At 74.4% G+C, this 11064-nt stretch carries 11 protein-coding genes; 8 read left to right on the top strand and 3 right to left on the bottom strand.

Annotated features, from left to right (window positions below):
* Positions 1-2: 2 nt before the first annotated feature.
* On the bottom strand, positions 3-503 hold the full coding sequence (locus F8279_RS27225; RefSeq protein WP_091424247.1) for a PaaI family thioesterase: 501 nt from the start codon (positions 501-503) through the stop codon (positions 3-5).
* 56 nt (positions 504-559) lie between these two features.
* On the opposite strand from F8279_RS27225, the gene F8279_RS27220 reads away from it, so the two are divergent.
* Both F8279_RS27220 and F8279_RS27215 read left to right on the top strand, forming a co-directional pair.
* Positions 560-1036 (top strand): helix-turn-helix domain-containing protein, encoded by a 477-nt coding sequence (locus F8279_RS27220; protein WP_091424250.1) that lies wholly within the window; start codon positions 560-562, stop codon positions 1034-1036.
* 201 nt (positions 1037-1237) lie between these two features.
* Positions 1238-2287, top strand: coding sequence for a S1 family peptidase (locus F8279_RS27215; RefSeq protein WP_091424253.1), 1050 nt, complete (start codon positions 1238-1240; stop codon positions 2285-2287).
* A gap of 58 nt (positions 2288-2345) precedes the next feature.
* Here F8279_RS27215 and F8279_RS27210 read toward each other — a convergent pair whose 3' ends face one another.
* Positions 2346-3044: a DUF998 domain-containing protein gene (locus tag F8279_RS27210; protein WP_225853429.1), complete on the bottom strand. Its 699-nt coding sequence runs from the start codon at positions 3042-3044 to the stop codon at positions 2346-2348.
* A gap of 150 nt (positions 3045-3194) precedes the next feature.
* On the opposite strand from F8279_RS27210, the gene aspS reads away from it, so the two are divergent.
* The 4 genes from aspS to F8279_RS27190 all read left to right on the top strand — a co-directional run bounded on the left by aspS (position 3195) and on the right by F8279_RS27190 (position 8004).
* Entirely contained in the window at positions 3195-5018 is a 1824-nt protein-coding gene (gene aspS / locus F8279_RS27205; protein WP_151501456.1) for an aspartate--tRNA ligase, read from the top strand.
* A gap of 64 nt (positions 5019-5082) precedes the next feature.
* The gene (locus tag F8279_RS27200) at positions 5083-5892 is read left to right on the top strand and encodes a sugar nucleotide-binding protein (protein ID WP_151501455.1); all 810 of its coding nucleotides are present in this window, start codon (positions 5083-5085) and stop codon (positions 5890-5892) included.
* Positions 5893-5953: 61 nt separating this feature from the next.
* Positions 5954-6568 carry a helix-turn-helix domain-containing protein gene (locus F8279_RS27195; protein ID WP_091424265.1) on the top strand — a complete coding sequence of 205 codons (615 nt, stop codon included), beginning with the start codon at positions 5954-5956 and terminating at the stop codon, positions 6566-6568.
* Entirely contained in the window at positions 6565-8004 is a 1440-nt protein-coding gene (locus tag F8279_RS27190) for an MFS transporter (RefSeq protein ID WP_091424269.1), read from the top strand. The genes F8279_RS27195 and F8279_RS27190 overlap by 4 nt, the downstream gene beginning before the upstream one ends.
* A gap of 424 nt (positions 8005-8428) precedes the next feature.
* Here F8279_RS27190 and F8279_RS27185 read toward each other — a convergent pair whose 3' ends face one another.
* Positions 8429-9169: a GNAT family N-acetyltransferase gene (locus F8279_RS27185; protein WP_151501454.1), complete on the bottom strand. Its 741-nt coding sequence runs from the start codon at positions 9167-9169 to the stop codon at positions 8429-8431.
* A gap of 132 nt (positions 9170-9301) precedes the next feature.
* Here F8279_RS27185 and F8279_RS27180 point away from each other — a divergent pair, with 132 nt between their 5' ends.
* Entirely contained in the window at positions 9302-9514 is a 213-nt protein-coding gene (locus tag F8279_RS27180) for a hypothetical protein (protein ID WP_013285485.1), read from the top strand.
* 74 nt (positions 9515-9588) lie between these two features.
* Positions 9589-11064: replication-associated recombination protein A (locus tag F8279_RS27175; RefSeq protein WP_225853428.1), on the top strand; the 1476-nt coding region annotated here is incomplete at its 3' end.

The following is an 11064-nucleotide window of genomic DNA, read 5'->3' as shown; positions in this document are numbered from 1 at the left end:
GGTCAGGGGAGGGGGAAGATCAGGCAGGTTGAGGTGGCGTGGGCTACCAGGCGGCCGGCCGGGTCCGTCAGGCGGGCCTCGGCCAGGGCGGTACGGCGGCCCCGCTGGAGCACGGTGCCCTCGCACCGCAGCAGGCCGCTGTCGACGGTGACGGGGCGCAGGAACTTCACGTTGAGGTCCAGCGACGTGTAGCCGACGCCGGCCGGCAGCGTGGTGTGCACGGCGCACGCCGCGGCGGTGTCCAGCAGCGTGGAGATGACGCCGCCGTGCACGGTGCCGAGCGGGTTGTAGTGGAACTCCTGCGGCAGCAGCTCGACCGCGACGCGGCCCTCCTCGGCCTCCATCCGGGACATGTCGACGAGGTGCATGATCGGCGGTGCGGCCAGCTCGCCGGCGATCATCGCCTGCATCAGCTCCAGGCCGCTGCGCCGGCCCAGGTGCGCGGCGCCGGCCGCCGGGTCGGACCAGGTGAACGTGCGGGTGCGGCCCTGCGTCTGAGTCATGGACTCAGCCTCGCAGCGCGTTGCTGAGTCTGTCAATCAGACCTAGCCTGGTCGGCATGAGACCCGCGGCACTGGACTGGTCGGTGGAGAACTGCACCATCGCGCGCGCCATGGAGATCCTCGGCGAGCGGTGGACCCTCGTCGTGCTGCGCGAGGTCTTCAACGGCGTACGCCGGTTCGACGACATGCGGGTGCGCACCGGCATCCCGCGCCAGGTGCTGACGAACCGGCTCGCCATGCTCGTCGAGCGCGGCGTGCTGCGCCGTGAGCCGTACCGGGAGCCGGGCAGCCGGCCGCGCCACGAGTACCGGCTCACCGAGATGGGCCTGGACCTGTGGCCGGTGCTCGTCGCAGTGCTCGGGTGGGGTGACCGCTACCTGGCCGACCCGGAGGGCTCGCCGCTGAGCGTCGCGCACCGCGACTGCGGCGCCGAGGTCCGGGTCGGGTTGCGCTGCGCCGAGGGGCACGAGATCACCGAGGCGCGCGACGTGCTGCCCCGCCCGGGTCCGGGGGTCCGCCGCCGCAACCCCTGACCGGCTCTGACAGATGGTGTCGATGTTGTTGCTTCGGCGTTACATCGGGCGCCGGTGCGAATCCGGGCAAAGCCATGTCTTGTTTACGATCTTAAATGTGTGAATACTTTGGGCACCCGGGCGGTTTCCCCAGGTCGCCCGGGTTGTCCTCGGGCGTGCCCCCATGACAGCGCCCGTTCACCCCCATTCGGAGGTTGTTACATGCGACCCACGAGGTCCACGCTCCGCCGCGCCGCCGCAGTCGCCGTCGCCGGCACCCTGGTCACCGGCTCGCTGCTCGGCGCACCCGCGCAGGCCGCCCCCACGGCCCTCTCGCCGGACGCCGCCGCCACCCTCGCCGAGAAGCTCGGCGACCGCGCGGCCGGCACGTACGCCGACGCCAGCGGCAAGATGATCGTCACGGTGACCGACACCGCGACCGCCCGCCAGGTGCGCGACGCCGGCGCCATCCCGAAGATCGTGGCGCGCGGCGCGGACAAGCTCAACGCCGCCACCAGCGAGCTGGAGCGCTCCGCGAAGATCCCCGGCACCGCCTGGTGGACCGACCCGGCCACGAACCAGGTCGTCGTCTCCGTCGACAGCACCGTCACCGGCGCCAAGCTGGAGCGGGTCAAGGCCGCCGCCGCCCGTCACAACGGCGCGATCCGCGTCGAGGCCGAGGCCGGCGTGCTGAGCACCCGGATCTCCGGCGGCCAGGCGATCTACGCCGGCGGCGGGGGCCGCTGCTCGCTCGGGTTCAACGTCCGCAGCGGCTCGACCTACTACTTCCTCACCGCGGGCCACTGCACCAACATCTCGTCGAGCTGGTACAGCAACTCCGGGCAGACCAGCCTGCTCGGCACCCGGACCGGCACCAGCTTCCCGGGCAACGACTACGGCATCGTCCGGCACAGCAACTCGGCCAACGCGGCCGGCAACGTCTCGCTCTACAACGGCAGCTTCCAGGACATCACCTCGGCCGGCAACGCGTACGTCGGCCAGTCCGTCCGCCGTTCCGGCAGCACCACCGGCCTGCGCAGCGGCAGCGTCAGCGCGCTGAACGCGACCGTGAACTACGCCGAGGGCAGCGTCTCCGGCCTCATCCGCACCAACGTCTGCGCCGAGCCGGGCGACAGCGGCGGCTCGCTGTTCGCCGGCACCGTCGCGCTCGGCCTCACCTCCGGCGGTAGCGGCAACTGCCGCACCGGTGGCACCACCTACTTCCAGCCGGTCACCGAGGCCCTCAGCCGCTACGGCGTGAGCGTCTTCTGATCCACGCACTCCCACGAACGGGCCGCCGGGTGACCGGCGGCCCGTTCCGCGTACCCGGTCAGGTGCCCGCTCCGAGGCGGCCCGGACCGACCGGCGGGCCGTCCGGCCGGGGCGGCCCGGCCGTCCGGGCCGTCCAGTGCCGGTGGGCCCGCCGCGCGGACAGCACCGCCGCCAGTGGCCAGAGCGTCACCGCGAGCGCTGCCACCCGCTCGGCCAGCCCGGTCCGGGAGCCGCCCGTCACCTCGGCCGCCGACCAGCCGAACAACGCCAGCAGCACCGCCGTGACGGCCAGCGCCACCGGCCGGCGGAACGCCCACGGCGGCCGGCCCAGCGGGGAGGCGGCCACCGCACGCGGCACCCGGCGGGGCAGGCGCAGCGCCGTCCCGGCCGGCCACAGCGCCAGCGCGAGCACCGCCACAGTGGCCACCACGCCGTGCGCCGGGGAGCCGCCCACCTGCGGCCGGGGGAACGCGATGAGCGCGACGGTGGCCACCCCGCCGACCGCCAGCAGGAAGCGGCTGGGCAGCCCGGCGGCGTGCAGCGCGGCAGCGGTGGCGCAGTAGCAGCAGCCGAGCAGCACCAGCGCGCCGCCCATCAGCCACGGATCGGTGGCGCCCTCGCCGGCCAGCTCGCTGATCGTGTCCCGCACCGGGTCGTATCCCGGCCCCTGTCGGGCGCCCGCGACCGTCCAGCCCGCCACCAGCAGCGCGGGCGCGGCGGCCGCGGTGGCCACGGCCCAGGTCGGTACGGCACGCACCCGGCCACGGTAAACCGCCGGACCCGGCCCGCACCGCGCTTTCGCCACGCCCCCGGGGCGGCCCGGCTCGACGGGTGCCGGGGAGCGGGCCCGCCCGTCCTGACAGAATGCGGGGAGCAGTGAGTGGACCAGATTGAGGAGACGCCAGCCGTGATCCGTACCCACAATGCCGGAAGCCTGCGCGCCGCGGACGCCGGCTCGACGGTGACGCTCGCCGGGTGGGTGGCCCGCCGGCGCGACCACGGCGGTGTCATCTTCGTCGACCTGCGCGACGCCTCCGGCGTGGTGCAGGTGGTCTTCCGCGAGGAGGACGCGCACGCGCTGCGCAACGAGTTCTGCGTCAAGGTCACCGGCGAGGTGACCCGCCGCCCGGAGGGCAACGAGAACCCGGACCTGCCCACCGGCGAGGTCGAGGTGACCGCGAGCGCGCTGGAGGTGCTCTCCGAGGCCGCGCCGCTGCCGCTGCCGGTGGACGACCAGATCGAGGCCGGCGACGACATCCGGCTCAAGTACCGCTACCTGGACCTGCGCCGGGGCGGCCCGGCCAAGGCCATGCGGCTGCGTTCGCGGGCCAACCAGATCGCCCGTGGCGTGCTGCACGAGCGGGACTTCCTGGAGATCGAGACGCCGACGCTGACCCGCTCCACCCCGGAGGGCGCCCGCGACTTCCTGGTGCCGGTGCGCCTCCAGCCCGGTAGCTGGTACGCGCTGCCGCAGTCGCCGCAGCTGTTCAAGCAGCTGCTGATGGTCGGCGGCATGGAGCGGTACTACCAGATCGCCCGCTGCTACCGCGACGAGGACTTCCGCGCCGACCGGCAGCCGGAGTTCACCCAGCTCGACATCGAGATGTCGTTCGTCACCGAGGACGACGTGATCGACCTCGGCGAGGCGATCGTCTCCGCGCTGTGGAAGGACCTCGCCGGCTACGAGATCTCCCGGCCGATCCCGCGCATCACCTGGCACGACGCCATGTCCCGGTACGGCTCCGACAAGCCGGACCTGCGCTACGGCGTGGAGCTGACCGAGCTGACCGACTACCTGCGCGGCACCGAGTTCCGGGTGTTCGCCGGCGCGATCGACGCGGGCGGCTACGTCGGCGCGGTGGTCATGCCCGGCGGCGCGTCGCAGACCCGCAAGGAGCTGGACGGCTGGCAGGACTGGGCCAAGGCGCGCGGCGCGCGTGGCCTGGCGTACGTGGTGCTGGACGCGGAGACCGGCGAGCCGCGCGGCCCGGTGGCGAAGAACCTGTCCGAGGCGCACCTGTCCGGCCTGGCCGACGCGGTCGGCGCGAAGCCCGGCGACGCGATCTTCTTCGCCGCCAGCACGAACACCCGCGAGGCGCAGGAGCTGCTCGGCGCCGCCCGGATCGAGATCGCCAAGCGGTCGAACCTGGTCGACGAGAGCGCCTGGGCGTTCTGCTGGGTGGTGGATGCGCCGATGTTCGAGCCGACCTCCGACCAGGAGAACGGCGGAGCGGGCGGCTGGACCGCCGTGCACCACCCGTTCACCTCGCCGAACGCCGAGTGGGTGGACCGGTTCGAGGAGGCACCGGACCGGGCGCTGGCCTACGCGTACGACATCGTCTGCAACGGCAACGAGATCGGCGGCGGCTCGATCCGTATCCACCGCGGCGACGTGCAGCAGCGGGTGTTCGACCTGCTCGGCATCACCGCCGACGAGGCGCAGGACAAGTTCGGCTTCCTGCTGGAGGCGTTCAAGTACGGCGCCCCGCCGCACGGCGGCATCGCGTTCGGCTGGGACCGGGTCTGCATGCTGCTCGCCGGCGCGGACTCGATCCGTGAGGTGATCGCGTTCCCGAAGACCCGGGGCGGCTTCGACCCGCTGACCGGCGCGCCCACCCCGATCACCGGGCAGCAGCGCGCCGAGGCCGGCATCGACGCCAAGCCGAAGGCGCCGGCCGGCCCGCACGCCGGCACCGCCGGCCCGGCCGCCCCGGTGGCCGACCCCACCTGATCCTCGCCTGCCGGAAAGGCCCGCGTCATGCTGACGCGGGCCTTTCCGATCTTCAGGAGGACTGATGCACCTGCTCGTGGTGGGAGCCAGCGGCTTCCTCGGCGCCGAGGTGTGCCGGCAGGCGGTCGCCGCCGGACACCGGGTGACCGGCACATACCACCGCGCCGCCGTCGCGGTGCCGGGCGCCGCGCCGCACCGGCTCGACGTGACCGACCGCGCCGCCGTGCGTGAGCTGCTGTTTCGGGTACGCCCCGACGCGGTCGTCGCCACCCCCTACCGGTACGACGACTGGGCGGTCACCGCGGACGGGGCGGCCCACATCGCGGTAGCCGCCGCCGAGGCGGGCGCCCGCCTGGTGCACCTGTCCAGCGACGCGCTGCACGCCGGGCGGCCCACGCCGTACGCGGACGAGGACGTGCCCACGCCGCTGCACCCGTACGGGGCGGCGAAGGCGGCGGCGGAGACGGCCGTGCGGGCGGTGGATCCGGGCGCGGCGGTGGTGCGTACCTCGCTGATCGTGGGGGAGGGCAGCAAGCAGATCCAGCTCTGCCGGGACGCGCTGGCCGGGCGGGCCACGTTGTTCACCGACGAGCTGCGCTGCCCGGTGCACGTCGCCGACCTCGCCGCCGCGGTGCTGGAGCTGGTGCCGGGCGACTACGCCGGGCTGCTCAACGTGGCCGGGCCGGAGGCGGTGAGCCGCGCCGAGCTGGGCGTGCTGGTGGCCCGGCACGACGGGGTGGACGCGGGCGGGCTGCGCACGACCACGATCGCCGCCGCCGCGCAGCACCGCCCGGGTGAGGTGGTGCTGGACTCCACCCGCGCCGCGGGGCTGCTGCGGACCCGGCTGCGCGGGATCGCCGAGCTGTACGGCTAGTTGCACAGATTCTTTGCAAGTCTCTTGTGCATGGAATGTGTGCACAGATATTGTGCATCCCATGGAGGAGAAGAAGGAGCGCACCGTACGCATCGACCACCGCCAGGTTCGTGCCCTGGCCCAACCGCTGCGCATGCGGCTGGTCGGGGCGCTGCGCGTGGGCGGCCCGGCCACCGCCACCGCCCTCGCCGAGGCGCTCGGCACCAACAGCGGCGCGACCAGCTACCACCTGCGCCAACTCGCCGAGGTGGGCCTCGTGGTGGAGGACCGGAGCCTCGGCACCGGCCGTCAGCGCTACTGGCGGGCCGCGCACGACGTCACCAACTGGGAGTCCAGCGACTTCGACGACGACCCCGACGCGCGGGCGGCCATCGAGTGGATCGAGGCGGACTACGTCCGCTTCTTCGCCGGGCACGCCGAACGCTGGTTCGCCCAGCGGCACCGGTGGTCGCCGGCCTGGCGTGACGCGTTCGGCATGGGTGACTTCTTCATGCGGATTCCGGTCGACCGCCTCAAGGCGATCCAGGAGGAGGTGTTCGCGGTCTTCGAGCGGCACCGCGACGAGACCGACCCCGACGACCCCGACGCCGAGACGGTCCAGCTCTACCTCGCCGCCCTCCCGATGGACGCGGCGTTGCCGCAGTCCACCCCGCCGCCTGCCGAGGAGAAGCCGTGACCGCGCTGTCCGTACGCCAGATCCGGTTCCGCTACCTCACGCTGTACGGCCTGCGCTGGCTGCCCAGCGGCCTGCTCATGCCGGTGATGATCCTGCTGATGCAGGAGCGCGGGCTGACGCTGTCCCAGATCGGCCTGGTCGCCACCGCGCAGGGCCTCGTCGTGCTGGCGCTGGAGTTGCCCACCGGCGGCTTCGCCGACGCGCTCGGCCGCAAGCCGGTGCTTGTCGTCGCCTGGGCCGTCGGCCTCGGCTCGCTGGCGCTGATGGCGGTGGCCGACTCGTTCTGGATGTTCTTCCTGGTCTGGGCGTTGCAGGGTATCTACCGGGCGCTCGACAGCGGCCCGATGGAATCCTGGTACGTCGACGCCACGCTCGCCGCCGACCCGAAGGCCGAGTACGAGCGCGGCCTCGGCTGGGCCGGCACCGTGGTCGGCGTCGCCATCGGCGCGGGCGCACTGCTCAGCGGCGGCCTCGTCGCGCTCGGCCCGATCGGCCCGGTCAGCGCCCTCGCGCTGCCGGTGATCGTCGCCGCCGTGCTCCAGGGCGTCTCCATCGTGGCCCTGCTGGCGCTGATGGCCGAGCGGCGGCCCGCGTCCGGCCCGGCCGCGCTGCGCGCCTCGGTGGTCGACGCGCCCCGCATGGTCGGGCAGGCCGTCGGGCTGCTGCGCCGCAACCGGGTGCTGCTGGCCCTGGTCGCCGTCGAACTGTTCTGGGGGTTCGGCATGGTCACCTTCGAGTCGCTGCTCCCGGTACGCCTCGCCGAGGTGCTCGACAACCCGGACCGCGCGGCGGCGCTGCTCGGCCCCGCCGGCACGGCGGCCTGGCTCGCCAACGCCGCCGGCGCCGCGCTCACCCCGTTCCTGCTGCGCCGCCTCGGCGCCGCCCCGGCCGCCGCGCTGATGCGGATCCTCCAGGGCGTGACGGTGGTCGGCATGGGCCTGCTGGCCGGTCCGGTCGGCATCCTCATCGCGTACCTGGCCTGCTACGCCGTGCACGGCGCGTCGAACCCGCTGCACATGGGACTGCTGCACCGGCAGGTCGACGGCCCGTACCGGACGAGTGTGCTGTCGCTCAACTCGATGGCCGGCCAGCCGGCCGGCGCGCTCGGCGCCGTCACGCTGACCGCGCTGGCCGACGCCACGAGCGTCAGCATCGCCATGATCGTCGGCGGGGTGATGCTCGCCGTGGCCGCGCCGCTCTACCTGCCGGCCTGGCGCGCCGCCCGCCGTACCCCGTCGGACGTCACAGTGGAACCGGAGGGGACGGGCGGCGGACCGGGCCGAGCCGGTCTGGCCCCCGAGCCGTCCGGCTCCGCCCTTGACGCCGCCGACAGTGCCTCCGCCGTCGCTGCGGACGGGACCGCCGGTCGGGGCGAGGCAGTCGGTCGGGGTGAGGCCGGGTCGGTGGTCGTGCCGGCGTCGACGGCCCGCGACTGAGCCGCTGCGGCCCGCACCCAGCGCTGGCCGCCGGGTGCGGGCGGCAGGCGTCGCCGGTCGGCTCGGCAGTACTTCCGGCGCCGCCCCGTCGACCGCTCCGCCACCGCACGGGCCGCGGCCCGCTCGTCACGGCCGCGCCTCGTTCGCCACAACGCGGGGTGGAACGCCACGGGTGCCTCCACCCCCCGTTCGACACCCATGGCGTTCCACTCCCGCGGCAGGGCAGCGTCACCGTGTTCGCTTTTGGGATATGAGTTCCGCGAAGTGAGACGCGGAGAGATCTTGGTGCGCGGACGCCCCTATGAGGGCCGTTTCGTACCAAGATCTCGCGTGGCGGCGGGGGTCCGGTGGTGCGGTGGTCGCGGAGCGGGGCGGCGAGGCGGAATGCCGGGGCGGCCACGTTGCGGGCGGGCCGTCTGCCGCGTCAGGCGAGCTTGATGGACGTGCGGCGTTCGGCGGCGGTGAAGCCGAGCCGGCGGTAGAGGCGGATCGCGCCCACGTTGTCCGGGTAGACGCCCAGCGCAACGGCGTCGTACCGGCCGAACAGGGCGCGCGTCATCCCGGCGGTCAGCGCCGCGCCCAGCCCTCGGCCGCGATGCCCGGGCGCGACCGTCAGCCCGGCCAGGAAGCCGATGTCGCCCCGGCTGCGATCGGCGCCGCCGGCGAGCAGGCGGTCACCGTCGCGGATGCCGTACCAGTCGACGACGCCCGGGTCGCCCGGCCGGGAGGTGGTGCTCGGGAACGCCTCCTCGATCAGCGCGGCCAGCGCGGGACGGTCGGCCCCGGTCAGGCGCACCACCCGCTCCTGCTCCGGCTGCCGCGGCGGGGGGCCGGTGGTCCAGAGGAAGTCCCACTCGATCAGCCGGGCCACCGGCAGCCGCGCGGACACCTCGTCCGGATCCGCCCGCGGCAGGTTGATCGACTGGCCGGCCGACAGCGTCCCGTCCGCCCGCTGGGCGGCGAAGACGTCGAGCGCCGGGCCGGGAGCGCCGACCGCGCCGCCCGCCGACCACTCGCCCGGCGGGAGCAGCCATCCGACCGCGCCGTCGTGCCGCCACCCCCGCGCGGCCTGGTCACGCCGGAGCGCGTGCCGGGCGTACGGGTGGTTGCCCGTCGCGGCGAGCAGTGCCTCCGGCCCGGTCAGCGCCTCGTCGACCGTGATCATTGCCCCAGCCTAAGAGCACCCGCGGTCCGTACCGGGGGCCGGGCATCTCCTGTTCCACGGTGGAGATTGACGAACAGACCGATTGGGTACATCCGTCGCCGACCTGCTGGGAACCCCCACCGGAGGAACGACATGCTCGCCATTCTCGCGGCCATCGTGTTCGGCTTCGCGCTGCTGCTCGACTTCATGAACACCGACCTCGGCGCGCCCGATCTGTTCAGCACCACGACGCTCATGCTCATCGGCTTCCTGCTGCTCTCGCTCTACCTGGCCGGCGTCGGCTCCGGCCCGCGCGGCGGCGGTGGCGGCCGGTGGTACCGGGGCCGGCGGCCGGGTCGCGGCTGACCGGAAAAGACCACCCGGGTCGGGGCGGCGGCGCGATTCCGGCGTCGTCGGCCCGGCCCGGTACTGTTCTCGTGATGGAATCGGACGCCCTCTTCACCCTCGGCGAGCCGGCCGGCGCACCCGCGGGCGCGGGCGGCGCCGACGGCTTCACCGACGCCCGGGCGGACTCGCCCCTGCCGGTGCGGATGCGGCCGGCGGGCATCGACGAGCTGGTCGGGCAGGAGCACCTGCTCGCGCCGGGCGCGCCGCTGCGTCAGCTGGTCGAGGGCGCGGCGCCGATGTCGGTGATCCTCTGGGGTCCGCCGGGCAGCGGCAAGACCACCGTCGCCCACCTCGTGGCCCGGGCCACCGACCGGCGGTTCGTCGCGATGTCCGCGCTCACCGCCGGCGTGAAGGACGTCCGCGCCGTGATCGAGACCGCGCGGCGGCAACGCCGGTCCGGCGGCCCGCCCACAGTGCTGTTCATCGACGAGGTGCACCGGTTCAGCAAGACCCAGCAGGACTCGCTGCTCGCCGCCGTCGAGGACCGGACGGTCACGCTGCTCGCGGCGACCACGGAGAACCCGTACTTCTCGGTCATCTCGCCTCTGCTGTCGCGCTGCGTGCTGCTCACCCTTCAGGCCCTGGACGACGACGACGTACGCGGGCTGCTGCGCCGCGCGGTGGCCGACGAGCGCGGACTCGGCGGCGCGCTGGTCCTGGCGCGGGAGGCGGAGGACCACCTGGTCCGGCTCGCCGGGGGCGACGTGCGCAAGGCGCTCACCGCGCTGGAGGCGGCGGCGGCCACCGCGACCGCCCTGGGCGCCGGCCGGATCGACCTGGCCGTGGCCGAGCAGGCGGTCGACGTGGCGGCGGTGCGCTACGACCGGGACGGCGACGCGCACTACGACGTGACGAGCGCGTTCATCAAGAGCATGCGCGGCTCGGACGTGGACGCGGCACTGCACTGGCTGGCCCGGATGCTGGTGGCCGGCGAGGACGCCCGGTTCATCGCCCGCCGGCTGGTGATCTTCGCGAGTGAGGACGTCGGCATGGCCGATCCCACCGCGCTGACAGTGGCCACCGCGGCCGCCCACGCGGTCGAGTACGTGGGCCTGCCGGAGGCACAGCTCAACCTGGCCCAGGCGGTCATCCACCTGACCACCGCGCCGAAGTCGAACTCGGCCACCACGGCGATCGGCGCGGCCGTCGCGGACGTACGCGCGGGTCGGGGCGGCGCGGTGCCGCGCGGCCTGCGCGACGCCCACTACTCCGGCGCGCGGGGCCTCGGCCACGGCGCCGGCTACCGCTACCCGCACGACGACCACCGGGGGGTGGTCACCCAGCAGTACGCTCCGGACGACCTCGTCGGAACCGACTACTACCAGCCCAGCGGGCACGGCGCGGGGCGGGCGGTGGCCACCCGGCTGCCGCTGCTGCGCCGGATCGTGCGCGGGCTGCCGGCTCCGGCGCCCCGGGCGGAGGCCGGCGCCCCGGCCGCCGCGAACGGGGCCCGGGTGGGGGGCGGCGAGCAGGCCAGCGGGGCGAGTGAGGGCGGCAGCGACGCCGCC

Source organism: Micromonospora sp. AMSO1212t, assembly GCF_008868145.1.
In the GTDB taxonomy this organism is placed as follows: Bacteria; Actinomycetota; Actinomycetes; order Mycobacteriales; family Micromonosporaceae; genus Micromonospora; species Micromonospora tulbaghiae.
This window is presented reverse-complemented; position numbering and strand designations above follow the sequence as displayed.

Coding starts and splice junctions, on each gene's coding strand:
- F8279_RS27225 (WP_091424247.1), bottom strand. CDS start 503: ATGACTCAGACGCAGGGCCGCACCCGCACGTTCACCTGGTCCGACCCG.
- F8279_RS27220 (WP_091424250.1), top strand. CDS start 560: ATGAGACCCGCGGCACTGGACTGGTCGGTGGAGAACTGCACCATCGCG.
- F8279_RS27215 (WP_091424253.1), top strand. CDS start 1,238: ATGCGACCCACGAGGTCCACGCTCCGCCGCGCCGCCGCAGTCGCCGTC.
- F8279_RS27200 (WP_151501455.1), top strand. CDS start 5,083: ATGCACCTGCTCGTGGTGGGAGCCAGCGGCTTCCTCGGCGCCGAGGTG.
- F8279_RS27195 (WP_091424265.1), top strand. CDS start 5,954: ATGGAGGAGAAGAAGGAGCGCACCGTACGCATCGACCACCGCCAGGTT.
- F8279_RS27185 (WP_151501454.1), bottom strand. CDS start 9,169: ATGATCACGGTCGACGAGGCGCTGACCGGGCCGGAGGCACTGCTCGCC.
- F8279_RS27180 (WP_013285485.1), top strand. CDS start 9,302: ATGCTCGCCATTCTCGCGGCCATCGTGTTCGGCTTCGCGCTGCTGCTC.